This is a genomic window from Roseateles sp., assembly GCF_047654785.1.
GTDB lineage: Bacteria > Pseudomonadota > Gammaproteobacteria > Burkholderiales > Burkholderiaceae_C > Pelomonas.
Genome location: NZ_JASGKQ010000001.1, coordinates 573,923 through 595,112 on the forward strand (window position 1 = coordinate 573,923; position 21,190 = coordinate 595,112).

Consider the following 21,190-nt stretch of genomic DNA (forward strand, 5'->3'; position numbering starts at 1 on the left):
AGGCGGCGGGCGTTCCCGCCGCTGCTGAAGGAGTCTCTTGATGAGCAAGCTGTCCCCCCTCCTCGCCGCCTCCCTGCTGATCGCCGCCGGTGCCGCCTCGGCCCAGGCCACCGAAACCGCGCCGCTGACCCGCGCAGCCGTCATCGCCGAACTGGCGGCGGCGCGCAGCAGCGGCGAGCTGGCGGTCATCCAGGGTGAAATGGGTGTGGAGGTGGCCGTCCCGGCGTCCGCCAAGGCGGCCGTCGCCACGGCCACGCTGCCCCGCCAGGCCGTGCTGACGGCCAAGCCGACGGCGATGCCCCGCGACGCCAGGGTCGCCGCCGCCGAAGCCGCCGACCATGGCGAGAACGCCGCCCGCGAGCTGGGCGACTTCCCGGTGCCCACCGTGCATCGCGCTTCCGCGCTGGCCGGCCGCTGAACGCGCCACCGGGCATGACAAGGGCGGCCTCGCGGGCCGCCCTTTTTGCATCCGCCGCCGGCTCGCCGGTGGCGTTCAGGCCTCCCGGCGCAGCGCCGGTGGACGTCAAGCTTCCCGGCGCAGCGCCGGGAAGAGGATCACGTCCCGGATCGACGGCGAATCGGTGATCAGCATCATCAGCCGGTCGATGCCGATGCCGCAGCCGCCGGTGGGCGGCATGCCGTACTCCAGCGCGCGGATGAAGTCGGCGTCGTAGTACATCGCCTCCTCGTCGCCGTCGTCCTTGTTGGCCACCTGGGCGTGGAAGCGGGCGGCCTGGTCCTCGGCATCGTTCAGCTCGGAGAAACCATTGGCGTACTCGCGGCCGGTGATGAACAGCTCGAAGCGCTCGGTGATCCTCGGGTCGGCGTCGGACGCGCGGGCCAGCGGCGAGACCTCGACGGGGTAGTCGATGATGAAGGTGGGCTCCCACAGCTTCTCCTCGACCACCGCCTCGAACAGGCCGAACTGCAGTTCGGCCAGGCTCCAGCGGGCCGGCGCCTCTTCGCCGGCGGCGATGATCCGGGCGCGCAGCAGGTCGGCGTCGTCGGCCTCCTCGCCGGTCAGGCCGGCGTAGCGGATCAGCGAGTCGCGCACGGACACGCGGGCGAAGGGCTTGTCCAGCGCGACGGGCTTGCCGGCATAGGTCAGCGCGGCGCTGCCGGTGGCGGCGATCGCGGCGTGGCGCAGCACGGCTTCGGTGAAGTCCATGATGTCGTGGTGCGTCCAGTAGGCCGCATAGAACTCCATCATCGTGAACTCGGGGTTGTGGCGCACCGAGATGCCTTCGTTGCGGAAGTTGCGGTTGATCTCGAACACGCGCTCGAAGCCGCCCACCACCAGCCGCTTCAGGTACAGCTCGGGCGCGATGCGCAGGAACATCTCCTGGTCCAGCGCGTTGTGGTGCGTCACGAAGGGCTTGGCGTTGGCGCCGCCGGGGATGGGGTGGAGCATGGGCGTCTCCACCTCCAGGAAGCCGTGCTCCACCATGAAGCTGCGGATGGCCGACACGCCCTGGCTGCGCGCGACGAAGCGCCTGCGGGCGTCTTCGTCGGTGATCAGGTCGACGTAGCGCTGGCGGTACTTCTGCTCCTGGTCGGTCATGCCGTGGAACTTGTCCGGCAGCGGGCGCAGGCTCTTGGTCAGCAGGCGCAGCGTGGTGACGGTGACGGTCAGCTCGCCGGTCTTGGTGCGCATCAGCGTGCCCTCGGCGCCGAGGATGTCGCCCAGGTCCCAGTGCTTGAAGGCGTCGTAGGCCTCGGCGCCCAGGTGGTCGATGGTCACGCGCAGCTGGATGCGGCCGGTGGCGTCCTGCAGCGTGCAGAAGCTGGCCTTGCCCATCACGCGCTTGAGCATCATGCGGCCGGCCACCGTGACCCGGATGCCCTGCGGCTCCAGTTCCTCGTTCGGGATCTCGCCGTACTGCGCCTGCAGCGACGCGGCGCGGTGCGCGGGCTTGAAGTCGTTGGGGAAGGGCACGCGCGTGGCGGCCCGCAGCGCGGCCAGTTTTTCGCGGCGCTCGGCGATCAGCTGGTTGTCGTCCGTCGGCGCGGGTGCGGGAATGGTCGGGGTGTGGTGGGTCATTGCGGGGCCTTGGTGAGCCGGGGATTTTAGAATCCCGCGCCCCTATGAGCCTGAAGCGCGCCACCCTCACCTTGCTGGCCGGCAGCGCGCTGGCCCAGGCCGTGCCGCTGCTGCTGGGGCCGTGGATCGCGCGGCTGTACACGCCGGCCGAATACGGGCAGTTCTCGCTGGTGTGGACGGTGGCGGGCAACCTGGCCGTCGTCGGCTGTGCGCGCTACGAGTTCGCGCTGGCGCTGGAGAAGGACGAGTCCGCCGCCGCCACGCTGCTGGCGTTGTGCCTGCGCGTGCTGCTGGCCGTCGTCGCGGCGGCCGTGCTCGTCGGCGGCGCCTGGATGGCCTGGGCCGGACTGCCCCTCGCCGCTGCGCTGCCGCTGGCCGTGCTGGCGCTGGCGGTCAGCCAGGCGCTGGGCCAGTGGGCGGCGCGGGCCGGGCGCTTCGCGGCGCTGGCCTGGGGGCGCGTCGCGCAATGGGGCGGTGGCGCGCTGGCCCAGGTGGGCTTCGGGCTGATGCAGGCCGGCCCTTGGGGTCTGATGGCCGGCGCGACGCTGGCCACGGGCGCCGCCGCGATCGTGCAGGCCCGGCCCGCGCCTGCGGGCGGATGGCGGCAGTTGCTGGCGCCGCGGCCGCTGCGCGCGATGGCGGCCAAGCACCGCGGCTTCCCGCTGCTGAACACGCCGCATGCCTTTGCCGGCGCGCTGCAGGACACGCTGGCCATCGCGCTGCTGACGGCCTGGCTGGGCGCGCCCGAGGCCGGCGCCTGGGCACTGGCGTTGCGCTATCTGAAGGCGCCGGCGTCGCTGGTGGGCGGCTCGCTGTCGCAGGCGCTATACCCGCGCCTCACGCAGGCCACAAGCCTCGCCGAGGCGCGTGCGCTGGTGCGCCACAACCTGCTGCTGCTGGCCGCGCTCGCGCTGCCGCTGATGCTCGTGCTGCTGGCGGCCGGGCCTTGGCTGTTCGCCACCGTGTTCGGCCCGGAATGGCGCGGCGCGGGCGAGCTGGCGCGGTCGCTGGCGCCCTATGTCGCGCTGCACTTCGTCGCCGCGCCGCTGTCGGTCGTGCCGATGGCCTGGGGCGCGCAGGCCTGGGCGCTGAAGCTGGCGCTGGTCGGCCAGGCGCTGTTCGTCGCCGGGCTGGCGGCGGGCCTCCAGCTGGGCGGCCTGGCCGGCGCGGGCTGGGGCGTGTCGGCGGCGATGCTGCTCTACTTCGGCTACTTCTTCTGGGCGCTGTGGACCTGGGAATGATGCGTGTCTTGATCAACCGCCTGCGCCGCCGCCTGCTGCGGCTGCTCGGCTTCCGCATGCTGTTCGGCGAGGCCGGCGCGCCGCATTCGCGCATCGCGCCCAGCACCTGCCTCGAAGGCGAGGCCGGCCTGCGCCTGGGCGACCATGTCTTCATCGGCCAGTTCAACTTTATCGACGCCAGCGCCGGCCTCATCATCGAGGAGGGCGTGCAGATCACCAACTTCTGTTCCATCGTGACCCACAGCACCCATGACGCCTTGCGCGTCAACGGCCGCCGCTTCGCCACCGCGGGCGGCGAGCCGCCGGGCTACCGCAAGGCGCCGGTGCGCCTGGGGGCCTACAGCTTCGTCGGCCCGCACAGCCTGATCGAGCCCGGCAGCACGCTGGGCAAGGGCGCCATCCTGTGCGCCTACGCGCAGCTGCGCGGCGCGGCGCCGGACTTCGCCATCATGGCCGGCCAGCCCGCGCGCCAGGTGGGCGACACGCGCGCGCGCGACGCCGCGCTGCTGGCCCGCCACCCCGAGCTGCGCGCCGCCTACGAGGGCTGGGCGGGGAGGGGGGGCGCATGATGCCCCCGCGCTCACTGCGTTCACGGCCCCCCGAGGCGGCGCGCACCGCCCTCCGGGCGGCCGAGCGGGCGGTGCTGTCATGAGCCTGTCCGGCGGCCTCAAGCTCGTCCTCATCGGCGACGGCGAAAGCCCGCACCTGCTGAAGTGGGCGCGCGCGCTGAAGCCCCGTGTGCAACTGCACGCGATCTCGTCGCGCGGCTTCCTGCCCGAGTTCCACCAGCTGCTGCCCGACGCGCAGCGGCTGGCGCTGAACACCGCGCCGGACCACGGCGGCGGCAACGTCGCGCTGATCAGGCAGCTGCCCAGAATCGGCGCCTGGCTGGCCGAGACCGATGCCGACTGGCTGCACGCGCACTACCTGACCTCGCACGGCTCGCTGGCCTGGGCGGCCAAGCTGGGCTGGCGGCTGCGCGCGCAGATCGCCGGCTCGGCCTGGGGCAGCGACATCCTCGTCACGCCCAACCAGGGCGCCGCCTGGCGGTGGATGACGGCGAAGGTGCTGCGCAGCTGCGCGGTCACCACGTCGGACTCGCAGCACATGGCCCAGCGCATGCGCGAGCTGGGCGCGCGCGACGTGATGGTGTTCCCGTTCGGGCTGGAGGCCCTGCCCAGGCAGAACGCGAAGAAGCAGCCCTGGCTGTGCTTTGCGAACCGGGGCCTGGAGCCCATCTACCGGCCGCAGCTCGTCATCGACGCGTTCGCGCGCATCGCGGCGGCGCGGCCCGACGCGCGGCTGGTGGTGGCCAACGACGGCTCGCTGCGCGCCGCGCTGGAGGCCGACGCGGCCGCGCGCGGCCTGGGCGACAGGGTCAGCTTCGTCGGCCGGCTGGACGCCGCCGCGCAGGGCGCGCACTACGCGCGCTCGACCTGGTTCCTGAGCCTGCCGCAGAGCGATTCGGTGTCGGTCTCGGTGCTGGAGGCGATGGCCCACGGTTGCGTGCCGCTGCTGTCGGACCTGCCGGCCAACCGCGAGCTCATCGGCGACTCGGCGCGCGGCCTGATCGTCGGCGTGCCGGACGACCTGCCGGCGCGCATGGCGGCGCTGGACGTGGCCACGCTGGCGGCCGCCAACCGCGACTGGGTGGCCGCGAACGGCCTGTTCGAGCCGCATGTGCAGCGCTTCCTGACCCGGCTGAAGGCGCTGGGCCCGGCATGAGGATCCTGCTCGTCAACCACTACGCCGGCTCGCCGCGCCACGGCATGGAGTTCCGGCCCTACTACCTGGCCCGCGAATGGGTGCGGGCGGGGCATGAGGTGCTGATCGTCGCTGCCTCGCAGTCGCACGTGCGTGCGGTGCAGCCGGAGGTCGGCGCCGAGTCGCGCGAGGAGCTGATCGACGGCATCCGCTACCGCTGGCTGCCCACGCCGCACTACGCCGGCAACGGCGTCGGCCGGCTGCGCAACATCCTGAGCTTCTTGCGCCAGCTGCGCGCCGACGCCTGGCGGCTGACGCGCGAGTTCCGGCCCGACGCGGTCATCGCGTCCAGCACCTACCCGATGGACGTGTGGGTGGCCAGGAGGCTGGCGCGCCTGGCCAAGGCAAAGCTGGTCTACGAGGTGCACGACCTGTGGCCGCTGTCGCTGATCGAGCTGTCCGGCATGTCGCCGCGCCATCCGTTCGCGCTGCTGTGCGGCAAGGCCGAGGCCGACGCCTACCGCGATGCCGACGTGGTGGTCTCGATGCTGCCCTGCGTGCACGGGCACATGGCCTCGCGGGGCCTGGACCTGCGCAAGTTGCACATCGTGCCCAACGGCTTCGCGCCGGAGGAGTGGCAGGGCGAGTCGGCGCCGCTGGGCGAGGCGCTGGCGGCCCATCTCGCCGCCGAGCGCGCCGCCGACCGCGTCATCGTCGGCTACGCCGGCTCCATGGGCCTGCCCAATGCGCTGGACGTGCTGCTGGACGCCGCCGCGCAGCTGCGCGACGCGCCGCTGGCCTTCGTGCTGGTCGGCAGCGGCCACGAGGCCGCGCGCCTGGCCGGGCGCGCCGTGGCCGAGGGGCTGGCGAACGTGCGCTGCTTCCCGCCCATCCCGAAGGCGCAGATCCCGACGCTGCTCGGCCAGTTCGACATCGCCTACATCGGCTGGCAGCGCACGCCGATCTACCGCTTCGGCATCGCGCCCAACAAGCTGATCGACTACCTGATGGCCGGGCGCGCCGTGCTGCACTCGGTCGAGGCCGGCAACGACCCGGTGGCCGAGGCCGGCGCGGGGCTGACCGTCGCGCCGCAGGACCCGCGGGCGGTCGCCGACGGCCTGCGCCGGCTCGCCGCGCTGCCCGCGGACGCGCGCGCCGCGATGGGCCGGCGCGGCCGGGCGTTCGCGATGGCGCACCACGCCTACCCGGTGCTGGCGGCACGCTTCATCGAGGCGCTGCGGTGATAGCATCTGCGCATCATTGCATCACATGAGGCCCCGCGATGCGCACCACCCTCGACATCGACGACGACCTGCTCACCGCCACCAAGGAACTCGCCCGGCACGAAGGCACCACCGCCGGTGCCGTGGTGTCGCGGCTGCTGCGCCGGGCGCTGACAGGAGGAGGCGGGCAGCCCGCCAAGCCGACCGGGGCGGTCGGCGGCTTTTTGCCGTTTCCGCCCGTGCCGGGCCTGGTCATCACGCAGGAGCATGTCAACGCCGTGCGTGACGAAGAGGGTGTTTGAGTGAGGTCGCTGCTCGACGTCAACGTGCTGCTGGCCTTGCTGGACGCCAATCACATCCACCACCACCTGACGATGAGTTGGTGGAGCGGGCATTTCAGCCGTGGCTGGGCGTCTTGCCCGCTGACACAGAACGGCGCGCTGCGCATCCTGTCTGGGCGTTCCTACCTCAACCGGCAGGCGCCGGGCGACGTGGCCGAGCGACTGGCGCTGGCCGCTGCGCAGGCCGGTCACGAATTCTGGGCTGACGACATCAGCCTGCTCGAACCCGGAGCCATTCTCTGGGATCGGGTGACGGGTTCGCGTCAGATCACCGATATCTACCTGCTGGCCTTGGCGGTTCGTCGCGGCGGTTGTCTCGTGACGCTCGACAGGGGCATCGCAGTGCAGGCTGTGCGTGATGTGAAGCCCAACAATCTGCTCGTGCTCGCATGACCAACACACAACCCTTCCTTCCTTTCCTTCCGTTTGCCCTCCCCGACCTTGGCGACGACGAGATCGCCGAAGTCGTCGACACGCTGAAATCCGGCTGGATCACCACCGGCCCCAAGGCCAAGCGCTTCGAGCAGGCCTTTGCCGAGTTCCTGGGCCGCAACGGCGGCGACGGGCCGCTGGAGTGCATCGCCGTCAACTCCGCCACAGCCGGCCTGCACCTGGCGCTGGAGGCCATCGGCCTCGGCCCCGGCGACGAGGTCATCACCACCACGCACACCTTCACCGCCACCGCCGAGGTGGTGCGCTACCTCGGCGCCGACGTGAAGCTGGTCGACATCGACCCGGCGACGCTGAACATCGACATCGCCGCCATCGAGGCCGCGATCACGCCGCGCACCCGCGCCATCCTGCCCGTCCACTACGGCGGCCTCGCGGTGGACATGCTGGCCGTGCTGGACATCGCGCGCCGCCACGGCCTGCGCGTCATCGAGGACGCCGCGCACGCGCTGCCCACCACGCTGGAGAAGGAGCTGATCGGCACGCTGGGCAGCGACGCCACCGTCTTCAGCTTCTACGCCAACAAGACCATGACGACCGGCGAGGGCGGCATGCTGGTCACGCGCAACGCCGAGCTGGCCAGGCGCGCCCGCGTGATGCGCCTGCACGGCATGAGCCGCGACGCCTTCGACCGCTTCACCGCGAAGGTGCCGAGCTGGTACTACGAGATCGTCGCGCCCGGCTTCAAGTACAACCTGACCGACATCGCCGCCGCGCTGGGCCTGCACCAGCTGAAGCGCCTGCCGGCCTTCCAGGCGCGCCGCGAGCAGATCGCCCGGCGCTTCCACGCGGCCTTCGCCGACCTGCCGCTGATCCTGCCGCCCGACGCGCCCGAAGGCGACGTCCACGCCTGGCACCTCTACGCGGTGCGCCTGGCGGACGACGCGCCGATTTCGCGCGACGCCTTCATCGAAGGCCTGTTCGCCGCCGGCATCGGCTGCAGCGTGCATTACGTGCCGCTGCACCTGCACCCCTACTGGCGCGACCGTTACGGCCTCAGGCCGGAGCAGTTCCCGCACTCGCAGAAGGCGTTCGAGCGTACGGCCAGCCTGCCGCTGTACACGGCGATGAGCGATGCCGACGTGGAGCGTGTCATCGCCGCCGTGCGCGGCCTGCTCGCTTGAGCAAACGGCTGTTCGACCTGCTGTGCGCGGCGCTGGGCCTGCTGGTCCTCGCGCCGCTGCTGCTGCTGGCCGCGCTGTGGATCAGGCTGGACTCGCCCGGCCCGGCGCTGTTCCGCCAGACCCGCGTCGGCCGCTTTGGCGTGCCGTTCACGATCCACAAGTTCCGCACGATGCGTGTGGCACCCGGCGCCGAGATCACCGTCGGCGCCGACCCGCGCATCACGCGCGCCGGCCGCTGGCTGCGCGCGACCAAGCTGGACGAGCTCCCGCAGCTGTGGGACGTGCTGCGTGGCGCGATGAGCCTCGTCGGCCCGCGGCCGGAGGTGCCGCGCTACGTGGCGCTCTACCCCGAGGCGCTGCGCGAGGTGGTGCTGTCGGTCCGGCCGGGCATCACCGACCCCGCGTCGCTGGCCTTCAGCCACGAGGCCGAGTTGCTGGCCGCAGCCAGCGACCCCGAGCGCGAGTACTGCGAGGTCATCCTGCCGGCCAAGTTGCGGCTGTCCGCCGACTACGCGGCGCGCGCCAGCCTGGCGGCCGACCTGCGGCTGATCCTGCGGACGCTGGGCCGCGTGCTACGCGGCTGAGGCGGGCGCCTCGTCCACGTCCTCGAACAAGGTCTCGGCGGGCACCGTCAGCCCCAGGCTGGCGAACGTCACCGCCTGCCCGGCCTCGAACGGGTGCAGCACCCACAGCCCGTCGGCGCCCAGGCGGTACACATCGGTGCGGCGCGAGTCGAGGTCGATCAGCGCGTACTTGGTCAGCGTGGCGATGCGGCGGTAGTGCGCGAACTTCGCGCCACGGTCATAGGCCGCCGTGCCGGGCGACAGCACTTCCACGATGAGCTTGGGTTCGCGCTTGACGAGCGGGCTGGCCCGGTCCGCCTCACCGCAGGTCACGAACACGTCGGGGTAGAAGTAGGCGTTGCTCGCATCGACGGCCAGCTTCATGTCGAGCATGAAGACGCGGCAAGGCGAGCCGCCTACATGCCGGCGCAGCGCCATGTAGGCGTTGCCCGTGACCGTCACATGACGCTCTTCCGCGCCGGCCATGTTGAACACCTCGCCGTCCAGGTATTCATGGCGTTCCTGCTGGCCCGCTTCCCAGGCCAGGTAGTCCTCGGCGCTCAACTTGGACCGTGTGGCGGCTTGTCCCATGTGTACCTCGCTGCGTGGCCGGCGATTATCCGCTGCGACAATCCGCGCCCCATGACCTGGCAGCAACTCGACACCTTCCTGACCCGCCTGCGCCCCCACCGCGAGGCGCTGGCGCTGCTGCTGGACCTGCTCACCGTCGTCATCGCCTGGCAGGCCACCTACCTGTTCCGCCTCGGCTTCGAGCGCTGGTTCAGCGCGCGGCCCGACTACGACCCCTGGGTCATGCTCGCCATCGTCGCGCTGTACGGCGTGCTGCTGAAGCTGTTCAACGTGCCCAAGGGCATGTGGCGCTTCAGCGGCTTCGGCGAGGTCAAGCGGCTGGCGGTGGCCTGCGCCGTCGCGGGCCTGATCGGCGCCGTCGCCGTGCTGATGGCCCAGCTGTCCGCCGTCCCGCGCGCGGTGCTCGCGCTGCACCCGGTCTTCACGCTGATGCTGCTGGCCATGATGCGCATGGGCTACCGCATGCTCTACGAGCACATGCGCAGCCGCATCAGCGGCAGCACGCAGGAGCAGCGCCGGGCCCTCGTCATGGGCGCGGGCGACGCGGGGCGGCTGCTGGTGGCGGGCATCCAGCACAGCCAGGGCTGGGTGGTGGTGGGCTTTCTGGACGACGCCCCCGAGAAGCGCGGCGCCCGCGTCGCGGGCGTGCCCGTGCTGGGCACGCTGGAGGCGGCGCGGCGCTACGCGGAACTGCACGGCATCACGCACATCGTCGTCGCCATGCCGGCGGCCTCCACCGCACAGCGGCACCGTGCGCTGGACCTGGCCGGCCAGACGGGCCTGCCCGTGCTGACCGTGCCCAGCAGCCAGGAACTGCTGGCGGGCCGGCATGTGGACCAGGTGCGCGACATCGAGCCGGAAGACCTGCTGGGGCGGGAGCCCGTCGAACTCGACGAGGGCGGCATCAGCGAATGCCTGGGCGGCAAGACCGTGCTGATCACCGGCGCGGGCGGCTCCATCGGCTCGGAGCTGTGCCGGCAGGTGGCCCGCTACGGCCCGTCGAAGATCGTGCTGTACGAACTGAGCGAGTTCGCGCTGTACACCATCGAGCAGGAACTGGGCGAGAAGTTCCCGCACATCCCGTTGGTGCGCCTGATCGGCGACGTGAAGGACCTGGAGCACCTGCGCCACGTGTTCGGCAAGTACCGGCCGCAGATCGTGTTCCATGCGGCGGCATACAAGCATGTGCCGTTGATGGAGGAGGAAAACGCGTGGGCGGCGCTGAGGAACAACACGCTGGGGACGTATCACGCGTGTGTGGCGGCGGCTGAATCCGGGGTCGAGAGGTTCGTGCTGATCTCGACGGACAAGGCCGTCAATCCGACGAACGTGATGGGCGCGACCAAGCGGGCGGCGGAACTGGTGGTCAGCCACATGGCGGGGCAGGGCCACGCGACGAAGTTCATGGCGGTGCGGTTCGGCAACGTGCTGGGATCAAGCGGCAGCGTGATCCCGAAGTTCAAGGAGCAGATTGCGAAAGGCGGGCCGGTGACGGTGACGCATCCGGAGGTCACGCGTTATTTCATGACGATCCTGGAGGCGGCACGGCTGGTCGTGCAGGCGGGAGCGATCGGGGAGAACGGGCAGGTGTTCGTGCTCGACATGGGCGAGCCGGTGAAGATCGTGGATCTGGCGATGCAGATGATCCGGATGTCGGGACAGGCCGCCGCGGACGTCACGGTGGCGTTTACTGGCCTGCGGCTCGGGGAGAAGCTGTACGAGGAGCTGCTCAGCGACAGCGACCTCACGCTGCCCACGCGGTTCGAGCGGCTGCTGCTGGCCCGGCTGGACGATCGCTCGGCCAGCCAGGACATCGAGGCGCTGCTGGTGACCGCGCGCACGTCGGAAGTCGTGTCGGACGCCGAGGCCCGCGAGCAGTTGCGACAGCTGCTGGGGGCGGAGTTCCGTTCCGATCGCGGATAGGCTCGATGACAAAGATGTGAAAATCCGCCGCATATTCAATGACATGCCAGCACGAAGCAGCTGGCAGCAAACAGGGGCGGCGGCGTCAATTCTCGGCAAATTGGTGTGGTGGCGCTCGTGTTGAGCGTGCCGTAGAGCGCTCACGCCTATGTGGATCCCGGTTCGGGCATACTGATCTGGCAGGGCCTGATCGCGCTGGTCGGCGCGGTGATCGTGTTCGTGCGCAATCCGCTGGCGCGATCAGGGCGATTTGGTCGACTTCGAGATCGTTGACGAGCGCACGGTGTCTGCGCGCCGGGTGCCCTTCGTCAGCCTGCCGCCGGAGTGGTGTGACCTGCAGCTGTTCCAGGCGGCGGAGTTCACGCTGCGGCTGCGGCGCGAGGCCGTCGAGGCGGGGGGCGACCTGAAGGACGCGTCGGCCTGGAACGTGATCTTCGACGGCGGCCGGCCGGTGTTCTGCGACCTGCTGTCCTTCGAGCCGCTGGTCGACCACTACGTCGGCGAACGCGCGCATTACAGCGATGCCGACCTCCAGAACAAACGCGACGCTGTGACGCGCTGGATCCGCGGCCTGGCGCCGTCGCGGGTGCGGGAACTGGGCTGCAACTCGGGGGAGTTCTCGCGGCTGGCCGCCTGGCTGCGCATTCCATTGATCGCGGACACCCATTCCAAGCTGATCGCGGACAGCGTTGGGGGCGATCGCGGACACCTGCAGTGGGGTGCCTGATCCAGAGTGTGTTGGTGAAGCATGAGCGCGTGCGCGGCGATGCGCTGGCGCCGCAGGAGCACCTCCAGCGTGCCCGCCGTGATGCGCAGTTCCACGGCGGCGCCAACATGCTGGTGCGGCACCGAGTAGTAGTGGCCCTCGAAGGCCACGTGATAGTCAATGTTGACGCGCGCCGGCTTGAACTTCGCGAGCACCATCGGCATTGCTGGCAGCGGCTTCAAAGCCGGCGCATCCAGTGCCGCAAACGCCACCGCCCTGCAGCCAGGCAGCTTCTTGAACGGGCGCTGGTTGAGGTCGGCCAGCAGTTGGGCGATGGCGCGGTTGAGCTCCACCAGGCTGAAGAAGCGCCGATGGCGCATGCGCGCCAGGATCCAGCGCTCGACCACCTGCACGCCCACCTCGACCTTGGCCTTGTCCTGGGGGCGCCCTGGGCGCGCCGGCAGCACCGCCACTGCAGCGCGGTGTAACGACCATTGCAGTCTCGTGGCCGATCAGTGCTGCCGACGCCTGCGCGGCCTGGCTACGAGAGCTGCTGCGTTGATCCGCATCGACGCCGCTTGGCTGGCGACGGCACCACTGGACATGCGGGCCGGCACGGAGACTGCCCTTGCGCGCGTGGTGCTCGTCTTTGGCAGCGCCAAGCCGCACCATGCCTACCTGTTCGCCAACCGCAGCGCCACGCGCATGAAGGTGCTCGTGCATGACGGCATCGGCCTGTGGCTGGCAGCACGCCGTCTGCACCAGGGGCGCTTCGTCTGGCCACGCGACACTGCCGCCGCACAGCTGCCTGTGACGCAGGCGCAGTTGCAGGCGCTCGTGCTGGGTCTGCCCTGGCAACGCATCGAGGAAGCGCGTGAGCGCGGCCCAGCGATGCAGGCTGTAGTCCATCGCCTTGGCCGTCGAAGTTCCCTCCGGCACCTTCGGTCGGAATTCGATGAGCCAGTCGTGCAGCTTCTTGGCGATGGGCTTGGAGCGCGCTTGCCGCTGTCGCCATCGCTCATCGAGCGGCAGGCTCTTGACCTCTCGCTCGATGCCGTAGAGCTGCCCGATCAACTCGAGGGCCGTGGCGGCCAGCGTGCTCTTGTTGGCCAGGTGAAGCTCCACGAACTTGCGCCGTGCATGCGCCATGCAACCGGCCTCGATGATGGCGCCGTTGGCGAACAGCGCCTTGTAGCCGCTGTAGTCGTCGCACACGAGGCTGCCCGTCCAGCCGTGCTCGGTGCCGTGACCGAGGAAGCTGCGCGGATGCTGTCCGGATCGGCTCTCGGTGAAGTCGTAGACCACCATACGCCGGGCCTCGAAGGCGCCGCTGGCGTAGGCCCAGAGATAGGCACGATGCGTCTTGCCCGTGCCAGGCGCAAGCATGGCGACCGGCGTCTCGTCGGCGTGCACAACCGGCAGGGTCAGCAGCTCCGCCTTCATGGCGTCCACCAAGGGCTGCAGGCGCACGCCACACACGCCGACCCAGGCGGCCAGCGTCGAGCGCGGGATCGCCAGGCCGGCCCGCTCGAAGATCGCTTCCTGCCTGTACAGCGGCAGGTGGTCCGAGTGCTTGGCCACGAGGACGTGCGCGAGCAGGCCTGCCGTCGGCAGGCCCTTGTCGATGATCTCCGCCGGCAGCGGTGCCTGCGTCAGCGTGCGGCACTTCGAGCAGGTCCACTTGCCTCGCACATGCCGCTGGACCGTGAAGCTGCCGGGCGTGTAGTCGAGCTTCTCGCTCACGTCCTCGCCGATGCGCACCATCTGGCAGCCACATGGGCAGGCGGTGCTCTGCGGCTCGTGGTGACGATCCACGCGCGGCAGGTGGGCTGGCAAGGCGGCGCGCCTCGGCCGCTCCGTGGCCGGCTCATTGCCTTTGCGCTTGGCTGCTAGCAGTTCGGCCAGTTGCGCCTCCAGCGCGGCGAGATCGGCATCGACGGCCTCGTCGAACAGGGCCCGTTGTTCGGTGTCGAGTTGCTCGCTCTTCTTGCCGAACTTCACGCGGCGCAACTGCGCCATCTCGAAGGTGAGCTTCTCGATCTTGGCGTCGCGCCACTCGATCTCGTGGCGGTCATGCGCCTGGCGCATCAGCAGTGCTTGAACCTTGACGCCGATGTGCCCGAGCCCCGCGGCTTCCAGCGAGGCGAGGTCTTCGGCACTGAGGGGCGCGGCGACTGCCATGCGGCAGTGTCTCGCGTGCAAGCCGCGTACGCATGGTGCGGCTTGGCGCTGCCAAAGACGAGCACCACGCGCGCAAGGGCAGTCTCCGTGCCGGCCCGCATGTCCAGTGGTGCCGTCGCCAGCCAAGCGGCGTCGATGCGGATCAACGCAGCAGCTCTCGTAGCCAGGCCGCGCAAGCGTCGGCAGCACTGATTGGCCACGAGACTGCAATGGTCGTTACACCGCGCTGCAGTTCGATGCGAATGGGCTCGGCGACTGCCGGGGCCGGCGTGGGCATCGGCAGCGGAATGAACTCCTGAGGGTCGCTGGCGCGCATCACGCTCCCGGCCTGAGGCTGTGCCGCCGCCAATACCCAGCGGCGCAGGAGGTTGGCATTGATGCCATTGGCCATCGCGACGGAGGCCATCGAAACCCCGGGCTGGCCGCAAGCCTGGACGGCCTGTGCCTTGAAGTCGTCGCTGTGGAATCGCCGCCTGCGGCCCGCTGATGCCTGCTCCATAGTGCCTACGTACCCACCAAGTCCTGATGGATACGAGCATCCTAGGCCGAGCACCTCTGATGTAAGCAGCCAGGGAACACATATTGATCTGAGGTTGCCCTGGTAGTGAACATCTGTCCGCGTAGAAGGAGGCGGACACGTGAACACTTATGGGGTCGATCTGATGGGCCGGCGTCGCAGGCGGCGGCATACGGCGGAGTTCAAGGCAGCAGTCATTGAGGAATGCCTCAGGCCCGGCGTGTCCATCGCGGCGGTCGCGCTGGCGCACGGCCTGAACGCCAACATGCTGCGCAAGTGGGTCATCGACGCCGAGCACAAGATCATGGCACCACCGCCGAGTGCTGCCGCTGAGCCCGAGCCACAGCCGATGCCGCCGCCGACCCGCGAGCAACTCGATGCCCTGGTGCTGGGCCTGCCGTGGCATCGCATCGGCGAGGCCGGCGTGATCGGCCTGACCTGAGCCCCAAGGCAATTGGTGCGTGCGCCGATGGTCAGCGCGCCTGGTGGTGCGCACACTGGCCTCAATGCTTGCAGACCTGCCTATCTCCGCCGAAGAACTCGCCGCCCTGGAGGCGGCGGGTCTTGGTGAGGTCGGTGCCAAGCTGCTGCGCCGCATCGAGCACGACCGCCAGGAGATTGACCGCCGCGACGTGAAGCTGGAGAAGCTCTCGTTCGAGATCGCCCAGTTGAGGCGCCTGAAGTTCGGCAAGAAAAGCGAGCAGCTCGGTGCCGAACAACGCGCGCTGTTCGACGAGGCCGTGGACGCTGACATCGCCGCGGCCGAGGCGGCGCTTCAGGAACTGCTGGGCAAGAAGAAGCCGCCGACAACGCCTGGCGAGCGACCCAAGCGCGCTGCCTTGCCGCAGAACCTGCCGCGTGTGGATCGCCACCACGAGCCCGAGACCACCACCTGCGCCTGCGGCTGTGCACTCAAGCGCATCGGCGAGGACGTCAGCGAGAAGCTGGACTACACGCCAGGCGTGTTCACGGTCGAGCGCCACATCCGCGGCAAGTGGGCCTGCGCGCAGTGCCGCACGCTGACCCAGGCGCCGGCCCCGGCCGAGATCATCGACAAGGGCATTCCCACCTCCGGGCTGCTGGCGCAGGTGCTGGTCGCCAAGTACGCCGACCATCTGCCGCTGTACCGCCAGGAAGCCATCTTCGGCCGCGTCGGCGTCGCGCTCCCACGCTCGACGCTGGGCGCGTGGATCGGTGTCTGTGGCCTGCGCCTGCAGCCGCTGGTCGATGCCCTGAAGGCGCACCTGCTGGCCTGCCCGGTCGTACATGCGGACGAGACGCCGGTAGCCATGCTGGCGCCCGGCACTGGCAAGACGCATCGAGCCTACCTGTGGGCCTATGCCGCCGGTGCGTTCGAGCCCTTGCGCGCCGTCGTCTACGACTTCAGCGAATCCAGAGCCGGTGAACACGCCAGGGCCTTCCTCGGCGACTGGCGCGGCAGTCTCGTGTGCGACGGCTACACCGGCTACAAGGCCAGCTTCGCGCTGGGCGTGACGGAGGCCGGCTGCATGGCCCATGCACGGCGCAAGTTCGTCGAACTGCACGAGGCCAACAAGAGCACCATCGCGGCGGCGGCCATCGACCTCATCGGCCAGTTGTACGGGATCGAGCGCGAGGTCAAGCTGCTCACCTCGCAGCAGCGGCTGCAAGAGCGCCGAACACGCGCGGCGCCCATCGCCAAGGCGCTGCACGACTGGCTCTTCGCGCAGCGCGGCAAGATCACGGACGGCACCGCCACGGCCAAGGCCATCGACTACAGCCTCAACCGCTGGGCGGCGCTCACGCGCTACCTGCACGATCCGGCGCTGCCCATCGACAACAACCATGACGAACAGCAAATCCGTCCCTGGGCCACGGGACGCAAGAATTGGTTGTTCGCCGGGACGCTGCTGGCTGGGCAGCGCGCCGCGGCCATCATGAGCTTGATCCAGTCAGCCAAGCTCAACGGGCATGACCCGTATGCATACCTGACGGACATCCTGCAGCGACTACCGACGCAACGTGCCTGCGACATCGACGAGTTGCTGCCTCATCACTGGGCACCGGCCATCTGACCGAACGCTCTGCGTTGGTCAACATGTGTTCCCTGGCTGCTTACCCTCTGATCAACATGACTTGCCGGAACGCTTACCGCCATCACAGCGGAACGGTGGTAAGCGCTCAATAAACCACGCCCTTGCCTCGCCCGAGGTTGTCGAGCAGGGCGGAGTCAGGCTTTGCTGAGGTCGATGGCCCAGGGCAGCAGAGCGGCGTAGTCGTCGGCGGTCTTGGCGTTGGGCAGCGCGGTGAAGAGCGCGCGCAAGTAGCGGTAGCCGTCGATGCCGTTGACGCGGCAGGTCTGCAGCAGCGAGTACAGGTTGGCGCTGGCGTTGGCACCGGCCACGGTGTCGGCGAAGAGCCAGTTCCTGCGCCCAATGCAGAACGGCCTGATGGCGTTCTCCTGCACGTTGTTGTCGATGCTGTACCTGCCGTCCTCGACGTAGCGCTTGAGCTTGCTCCACTGCGACGACAGGTAGTGCAGCGCTTGCCCCAGCAGGCTCTTGGGCAGCACGCCGTGCAGGTGGGCCAGCAGCAGTGCCTCGATGTCGGCCAGCACGGGCACGCTCTCCTGCTGACGCCGGCGGCCAAGCTCAGTGGTGTCGACGCCGTCGCGCTTGGCCTGCGCCTCGACGTGGTACAGCTGGCCAATGAGCGCAATGAAGCGTGCAGCCAGTTGGTTGGGCGTGCGTTGGTCCTTGGGCAAGCCCTGCAGCGCTTCCATGAAGTAGCGTCGGCAATGCGTCCAGCAGGCCAGGTGCACGAGCTGGTGCGCCTGCGCTACTTTGTCGTAGGGCTCATAGCCATCGGTCATCAGCACCGCGTCGGGACGGATGCCTGCGTACAGCTCCATCGCCGTCTTGGTGGAGCGACTGGGCGAGTAAGCGAAGAGCCGGATGGGTGGCCCGGTCCCGTCCCTGCCGCTGCCGTCGGTCATCTGCGCCCAGATGAAGCTCTTGGACTGGGCACTGCGCCCCGGCTCCTTGAGCACCTGCAAATCGGTCTCGTCGCCGAAGATCAGCGGCGAGTCCAACAGCAGGTCGCGCAGCAGGTTGACGACCGGCTGCACGGCCAGGCCGGTGCGCACGGTGCTGCCAGCCAGCGTGTTGCGCGAGATGTCGGTGCCGCCGAAGCGGCCTAGCAGCACCGCCTGGCGGTACAGCGGCAGCCCGTCCAGGTACTTGGACGTGGCGATCCACGCGAGAGCGCTCTCGGTGAACAAGCCTCTGGGGATGATCTGCGCCGGGCGCGCGGCCAGCCGCATGCCGCCGTCACAGCAAGGGCACGCGTACTTCACGCGCTCGTGCCGGATGACGCGCACCTGCTGAGGAATGATGTCCAGTTGCTCGCTGGCCTCCACGCCGATCTCGCGCAGCCCGGCGCCGTCGTGCGGGCACACACGCTCGGCTTCGGGAAGTTCGTGGCGAATCACCTCGCGCGGCAGCGCCGGATCCAGCGGCTTGCGACCGCGCTTGGCGCGCTGGTGGCCGGGGACGTCGACCTTGTCGTCGGTCTCTTCGCGCGCGGGCTCGGCCTGCGCGCCGAGGTTCTCGGCCTCGTTGAAGAACATGTCCTTCTGCAGGCCGGCGACCTCGCTGCTCGCGGCGAACAGCTGTCGCTTGAACTTGTTGAGCTGCTCCTTGAGCAGGTCGCGCTCGGTGCGTGTCACGCGCAGCTCGCCGGCCAACGACTCATTGCGCTTGAGCGCGTCGGCCAGTGCTTGCTGCAAGGCGATGACTTCGTCGGGCGTGGGCATGTGGACCATCGGGAGCCAGTGTCTGGACTCCAGGGTCACTGCACCATGCGGATCTGCAGCAATGGCGCGCGAGCGCGCCAGGGTGTCTCAGCCAGCGTGCACGTACATGCGCTGGGGATGGCGCTGGACAACGCCGATGTCGATGCCCTCCAGCAACCAGTGCAGCTGCTCCACCGTCAGCGTCGGTACGACCGCTTCGTCAGGCCAGATGAACCGGTCCTCCTCCAGGCGCTTGAGCAGAAGCCAGAAGCCGTTGCGGTCCCAGCCGAGGATCTTGACCCGGTTGCGACGCCGGTTACTGAAGACGTACACGCAAGCCGCAAACGGGTCCAGGCCAAGGGCCTGCTGCACGAGTGTGGCCAGGCCGTTGATGCTCAGTCGGAAGTCCACCGGTGCGCGGTGCAGGTAGACCTTCAGATGGTCGTCGAAGCGGAACACGCCAGCCTCCCCAGCGCCTGAATCACGTCCTCGACCTGGCGCGTCCCGACGCCGCGCAGCTCGACCGTCACGCCGTTGGGCAGCCTGGCCTGCAACGTCATCTCGTGCGCGTCGCGGGCTTGGGGGACGAGCGGCTCGGCGGGCGTCCTGAACACCGGTACCGCCACGAAGGGTGATGTCGGCGCCGAAGTCACGATCGCTGGGCGCTTGCGCCGCTCGCCGTGATCGCGTATCCATTGCGAGACCTGGTTGGCGTTGATGCCGACCTCGCGCGCCAGGCGCGACACCGACACGCCGGGCCGCAAGCACAGCTCCACAAACTCGGCCTTGGCCGCCTTGTCGTAAACACAGCGTCCGCCGGGCCTCTGGCGCAGCACAAGGCGGCGCTTCAGCTCTTCCAGATCTCCCGACATACGTTCCCACTTCTGTAGTTAAGTGGGAACGCAGACTGTCAGCTTGCCTGCGGCTTCTCAAGGTCGCTGTTTATTGAGCGCTTACGAACGGTGTCCGGGATCGCGCGGAATACGCAGAGGCCGGCGCCGCGGTCCTGGACCATGGCGTGATCAGTCGGTACGTGTTGCGCGCGCGGCCCGACGAACAGATCGCCTTCCTGGTGGCGCCGCTGGACGACCTGTGCGGCGGCTACTGCGGGCGTGAGCGCTGCGGCTAAGAGCGGCTAACAAAACTGAATCAAGGCTCGCACGCAGATGACGCTGCACGCCAGGGATAGCAAGGCCACATGGGTATGAACGCTTCGCTCGAAACGCACGCGCAGCTTGCCGAAGGCGGCCAGCCAAGCATGCGTGCGTTCGACGACCCAGCGATGGCACCCGAGTCGGTCGTTGCGCTCGATACCCCTGCGGGCGATCCGATCCTGGATGCCTCGGCGCTTGAGGTGCTCCCGACAGCGTGCAAAGTCGTAGCCCTTGTCCGCGTGCAGCTTGTCGGGCCAGCGGCGCGGCTTTCCACGCTTTCCTCGCACATCGGGCAAGGCATCGATCAACTGCTCGAAGACCACCGAGTCGTGGCGGTTGGCTCCGGTCACGCAGAACATCAGCGGGATGCCCTGGCGGTCCGTGATGATGTGACGTTTGCTGCCGAGTTTTCCTCTGTCCGTGGGGTTGGGGCCAGTGTGCGAGCCCCCCGGGGGCTGGGCACGCTGGCCCCGTCCAGGCTGGCTCGGCTGAAGTCCAGCCGCCCGGCGCTACGCAGTTCGGCCAACAACAGCATATGCAATTGGTGCCACACACCGGCATCCTGCCATTGGCGCAGTCGCCGCCAGCAGGTCATGCCACTGCCGAAGCCCAGTTCCTGGGGCAACTCTTCCCAGGGGATGCCGGTGCGCAGCACGAACAGGATGCCGTTCAGAGCCATCTCGTCGCTCACCCGTGGACGACCGCCCTTGACCGAGGGCACGAATACCGGCAGCAGTGGCTCAATCTTCTTGAACAGCGCCGCGCTGATTTCCTTGTTCTTGGTTCGACCCATGTACCGTCAAACGCACTTCAACCGCCTGACGATGACAGGGTTGTGTTAGCCGCTCTAAACGGGCGGGGGGAGTCTCTGCCGGCTGCGCGCGGCGGGACGGCAGCGGATCCTGGACCGGGCCGGTGCCGGACCTCAAGGCACTGTTCGGCAACGAGCAGGTCTTCGAACTCTTCGGACCGGCGCGTTGAACGCTCAGCGCCAGAGGTAGCGGAAGACCAGGAAGCTGCGCAGCAGCCGCTTGAGGCGGAACAGCTTGGGTTCGCTCAGCGTGCGGTAAACGCCTTCGAGGCCGGCGCGCTGAACCCATCGCGGAGCGCGCCGGATTTCCCCCGAGAGGAAGTCCAGGCTACCGCCGCAGCCGATGCATAGCTCCACGCCGCGGTCCGCGAGCCAGTCCTGCTCGTCGTCCATCCAGAATTCCTGCTTCGGCGCCCCCAGCGCGACGAAGATGTAGTGCGGACGGAAAGCGTCGATGCGATGCCTGCATGCGTCGCGCCAGTCGTTGGGGAACGGATAGGCTGCGAGCGGCGGGGAGTAGCCCTCCACCTGGGCGCCGTACCGTTCGCGAGCGATGCGGGTGGCCTCGGCGTTGGAGTCTGCGGCTGCGCCCAGCAGCAACACGCGGCGGCCCTGACGGGCGGCGCTGGCCAGTAGTTCAGGCACGAGATCGGAGCCGCTGATCTTTTCGATCGGAGTGTCGCGTGGCTGGGCGAAATGGCGCGCGAGCACGAACGGCACCTGACCGTCGAAGGTCGAGGCGTTCTCGTTGATGATTCGGGCGAAACGCGGGTTCTTGTGCGCGGTGACGATGAAGTCGGCGTTGACGGTGACGACCATCGTCGGACGAGGCGCGGCCGCGATGGCAG

At 69.2% G+C, this 21,190-nt stretch carries 21 protein-coding genes and 3 pseudogenes; 14 read left to right on the forward strand and 10 right to left on the reverse strand.

The features are described 5' to 3' along the window. Window positions 1–40: 40 nt before the first annotated feature. A complete protein-coding gene (locus QM788_RS02620; RefSeq protein ID WP_415659910.1) occupies window positions 41–418 on the forward strand; it encodes a DUF4148 domain-containing protein in 378 nt (125 codons plus the stop codon). Between the two features lie 105 nt (window positions 419–523). On the opposite strand, the gene lysS is transcribed toward QM788_RS02620, so the two are convergent. Beyond that, complete coding sequence (gene lysS, locus QM788_RS02625) at window positions 524–2,041, reverse strand: lysine--tRNA ligase (protein ID WP_415659911.1); 1,518 nt, start codon at window positions 2,039–2,041, stop codon at window positions 524–526. Between the two features lie 44 nt (window positions 2,042–2,085). On the opposite strand from lysS, the gene QM788_RS02630 reads away from it, so the two are divergent. From QM788_RS02630 to QM788_RS02665, 8 genes are all read left to right on the forward strand, one after another. Continuing rightward, entirely contained in the window at window positions 2,086–3,282 is a 1,197-nt protein-coding gene (locus tag QM788_RS02630) for a lipopolysaccharide biosynthesis protein (protein WP_415659912.1), read from the forward strand. Next, window positions 3,282–3,851 carry an acyltransferase gene (locus tag QM788_RS02635; RefSeq protein WP_415660310.1) on the forward strand — a complete coding sequence of 190 codons (570 nt, stop codon included), beginning with the start codon at window positions 3,282–3,284 and terminating at the stop codon, window positions 3,849–3,851. The genes QM788_RS02630 and QM788_RS02635 overlap by 1 nt, the downstream gene beginning before the upstream one ends. A gap of 79 nt (window positions 3,852–3,930) precedes the next feature. After that, window positions 3,931–5,007: a glycosyltransferase gene (locus QM788_RS02640; RefSeq protein WP_415659913.1), complete on the forward strand. Its 1,077-nt coding sequence runs from the start codon at window positions 3,931–3,933 to the stop codon at window positions 5,005–5,007. After that, window positions 5,004–6,230: a glycosyltransferase family 4 protein gene (locus QM788_RS02645; protein WP_415659914.1), complete on the forward strand. Its 1,227-nt coding sequence runs from the start codon at window positions 5,004–5,006 to the stop codon at window positions 6,228–6,230. Before QM788_RS02640 ends, QM788_RS02645 begins: the two co-directional genes overlap by 4 nt. Before the next feature lie 38 nt (window positions 6,231–6,268). Next, window positions 6,269–6,511, forward strand: a complete 243-nt coding sequence (locus tag QM788_RS02650) for a CopG family transcriptional regulator (protein ID WP_415659915.1) — start codon at window positions 6,269–6,271, stop codon at window positions 6,509–6,511. Beyond that, the gene (locus tag QM788_RS02655; protein WP_415659916.1) at window positions 6,512–6,943 is read left to right on the forward strand and encodes a TA system VapC family ribonuclease toxin; all 432 of its coding nucleotides are present in this window, start codon (window positions 6,512–6,514) and stop codon (window positions 6,941–6,943) included. It begins immediately after the preceding gene. Next, window positions 6,940–8,124 (forward strand): DegT/DnrJ/EryC1/StrS family aminotransferase, encoded by a 1,185-nt coding sequence (locus tag QM788_RS02660; protein WP_415659917.1) that lies wholly within the window; start codon window positions 6,940–6,942, stop codon window positions 8,122–8,124. The genes QM788_RS02655 and QM788_RS02660 overlap by 4 nt, the downstream gene beginning before the upstream one ends. After that, complete coding sequence (locus QM788_RS02665; RefSeq protein ID WP_415659918.1) at window positions 8,121–8,708, forward strand: sugar transferase; 588 nt, start codon at window positions 8,121–8,123, stop codon at window positions 8,706–8,708. Before QM788_RS02660 ends, QM788_RS02665 begins: the two co-directional genes overlap by 4 nt. Here the strand turns inward: QM788_RS02665 and QM788_RS02670 are convergent. Further along, window positions 8,697–9,251 carry a Uma2 family endonuclease gene (locus QM788_RS02670; protein ID WP_415659919.1) on the reverse strand — a complete coding sequence of 185 codons (555 nt, stop codon included), beginning with the start codon at window positions 9,249–9,251 and terminating at the stop codon, window positions 8,697–8,699. The genes QM788_RS02665 and QM788_RS02670 overlap by 12 nt on opposite strands. Window positions 9,252–9,329: 78 nt before the next feature. Between QM788_RS02670 and QM788_RS02675 the strand changes: the two genes are divergently transcribed. Then, window positions 9,330–11,201 carry a polysaccharide biosynthesis protein gene (locus QM788_RS02675; RefSeq protein WP_415659920.1) on the forward strand — a complete coding sequence of 624 codons (1,872 nt, stop codon included), beginning with the start codon at window positions 9,330–9,332 and terminating at the stop codon, window positions 11,199–11,201. Between the two features lie 250 nt (window positions 11,202–11,451). Next, window positions 11,452–11,928: a hypothetical protein gene (locus QM788_RS02680; protein WP_415660325.1), complete on the forward strand. Its 477-nt coding sequence runs from the start codon at window positions 11,452–11,454 to the stop codon at window positions 11,926–11,928. An 11-nt stretch (window positions 11,929–11,939) separates the two neighbouring features. Here the strand turns inward: QM788_RS02680 and QM788_RS02685 are convergent. After that, a pseudogene (locus QM788_RS02685) lies at window positions 11,940–12,380 on the reverse strand (Mu transposase domain-containing protein); the annotation flags it as partial. A 130-nt stretch (window positions 12,381–12,510) separates the two neighbouring features. Between QM788_RS02685 and tnpB (QM788_RS02690) the strand changes: the two are divergent. Continuing rightward, a pseudogene (gene tnpB / locus QM788_RS02690) lies at window positions 12,511–12,714 on the forward strand (IS66 family insertion sequence element accessory protein TnpB); the annotation flags it as partial. A 12-nt stretch (window positions 12,715–12,726) separates the two neighbouring features. Here the strand turns inward: tnpB (QM788_RS02690) and tnpC (QM788_RS02695) are convergent. Together tnpC (QM788_RS02695) and tnpA (QM788_RS02700) are read right to left on the reverse strand one after the other, a co-directional pair. Next, a pseudogene (tnpC, locus tag QM788_RS02695) lies at window positions 12,727–13,947 on the reverse strand (IS66 family transposase); the annotation flags it as partial. A 283-nt stretch (window positions 13,948–14,230) separates the two neighbouring features. Next, window positions 14,231–14,587, reverse strand: a complete 357-nt coding sequence (gene tnpA / locus QM788_RS02700) for an IS66-like element accessory protein TnpA (RefSeq protein WP_415659921.1) — start codon at window positions 14,585–14,587, stop codon at window positions 14,231–14,233. A 139-nt stretch (window positions 14,588–14,726) separates the two neighbouring features. Here tnpA (QM788_RS02700) and QM788_RS02705 point away from each other — a divergent pair, with 139 nt between their 5' ends. Both QM788_RS02705 and tnpC (QM788_RS02710) read left to right on the forward strand, forming a co-directional pair. After that, complete coding sequence (locus QM788_RS02705; protein ID WP_415659922.1) at window positions 14,727–15,047, forward strand: transposase; 321 nt, start codon at window positions 14,727–14,729, stop codon at window positions 15,045–15,047. A 64-nt stretch (window positions 15,048–15,111) separates the two neighbouring features. After that, complete coding sequence (gene tnpC / locus QM788_RS02710; RefSeq protein ID WP_415659923.1) at window positions 15,112–16,659, forward strand: IS66 family transposase; 1,548 nt, start codon at window positions 15,112–15,114, stop codon at window positions 16,657–16,659. A 155-nt stretch (window positions 16,660–16,814) separates the two neighbouring features. Here tnpC (QM788_RS02710) and tnpC (QM788_RS02715) read toward each other — a convergent pair whose 3' ends face one another. The 5 genes from tnpC (QM788_RS02715) to QM788_RS02735 all read right to left on the reverse strand — a co-directional run bounded on the left by tnpC (QM788_RS02715) (window position 16,815) and on the right by QM788_RS02735 (window position 21,161). Continuing rightward, window positions 16,815–18,398, reverse strand: coding sequence for an IS66 family transposase (gene tnpC, locus QM788_RS02715; protein ID WP_415659924.1), 1,584 nt, complete (start codon window positions 18,396–18,398; stop codon window positions 16,815–16,817). 87 nt (window positions 18,399–18,485) lie between these two features. Then, a complete protein-coding gene (gene tnpB, locus QM788_RS02720) occupies window positions 18,486–18,836 on the reverse strand; it encodes an IS66 family insertion sequence element accessory protein TnpB (RefSeq protein WP_415659925.1) in 351 nt (116 codons plus the stop codon). Next, entirely contained in the window at window positions 18,812–19,249 is a 438-nt protein-coding gene (tnpA, locus tag QM788_RS02725; protein ID WP_415659926.1) for an IS66-like element accessory protein TnpA, read from the reverse strand. The genes tnpB (QM788_RS02720) and tnpA (QM788_RS02725) overlap by 25 nt, the downstream gene beginning before the upstream one ends. 263 nt (window positions 19,250–19,512) lie before the next feature. Then, window positions 19,513–20,324 (reverse strand): IS5 family transposase gene (locus QM788_RS02730; protein ID WP_415659607.1). Its coding sequence is split into 2 segments (ribosomal slippage): window positions 19,513–19,994 and window positions 19,994–20,324, totalling 813 coding nucleotides; the frame shifts between segments, so codons are not numbered across the junction. Between the two features lie 192 nt (window positions 20,325–20,516). Beyond that, complete coding sequence (locus tag QM788_RS02735; RefSeq protein ID WP_415659927.1) at window positions 20,517–21,161, reverse strand: WecB/TagA/CpsF family glycosyltransferase; 645 nt, start codon at window positions 21,159–21,161, stop codon at window positions 20,517–20,519. Between the last annotated feature and the right edge of the window lie 29 nt (window positions 21,162–21,190).

Coding starts and splice junctions, on each gene's coding strand:
- tnpA (WP_415659926.1), bottom strand. CDS start 19,249: ATGTCGGGAGATCTGGAAGAGCTGAAGCGCCGCCTTGTGCTGCGCCAG.
- QM788_RS02630 (WP_415659912.1), top strand. CDS start 2,086: ATGAGCCTGAAGCGCGCCACCCTCACCTTGCTGGCCGGCAGCGCGCTG.
- tnpC (WP_415659923.1), top strand. CDS start 15,112: ATGCTTGCAGACCTGCCTATCTCCGCCGAAGAACTCGCCGCCCTGGAG.
- QM788_RS02675 (WP_415659920.1), top strand. CDS start 9,330: ATGACCTGGCAGCAACTCGACACCTTCCTGACCCGCCTGCGCCCCCAC.
- lysS (WP_415659911.1), bottom strand. CDS start 2,041: ATGACCCACCACACCCCGACCATTCCCGCACCCGCGCCGACGGACGAC.
- QM788_RS02645 (WP_415659914.1), top strand. CDS start 5,004: ATGAGGATCCTGCTCGTCAACCACTACGCCGGCTCGCCGCGCCACGGC.
- QM788_RS02650 (WP_415659915.1), top strand. CDS start 6,269: ATGCGCACCACCCTCGACATCGACGACGACCTGCTCACCGCCACCAAG.
- QM788_RS02660 (WP_415659917.1), top strand. CDS start 6,940: ATGACCAACACACAACCCTTCCTTCCTTTCCTTCCGTTTGCCCTCCCC.
- tnpA (WP_415659921.1), bottom strand. CDS start 14,587: ATGGAGCAGGCATCAGCGGGCCGCAGGCGGCGATTCCACAGCGACGAC.
- QM788_RS02640 (WP_415659913.1), top strand. CDS start 3,931: ATGAGCCTGTCCGGCGGCCTCAAGCTCGTCCTCATCGGCGACGGCGAA.
- tnpC (WP_415659924.1), bottom strand. CDS start 18,398: ATGCCCACGCCCGACGAAGTCATCGCCTTGCAGCAAGCACTGGCCGAC.
- QM788_RS02635 (WP_415660310.1), top strand. CDS start 3,282: ATGCGTGTCTTGATCAACCGCCTGCGCCGCCGCCTGCTGCGGCTGCTC.
- QM788_RS02620 (WP_415659910.1), top strand. CDS start 41: ATGAGCAAGCTGTCCCCCCTCCTCGCCGCCTCCCTGCTGATCGCCGCC.
- QM788_RS02735 (WP_415659927.1), bottom strand. CDS start 21,161: ATGGTCGTCACCGTCAACGCCGACTTCATCGTCACCGCGCACAAGAAC.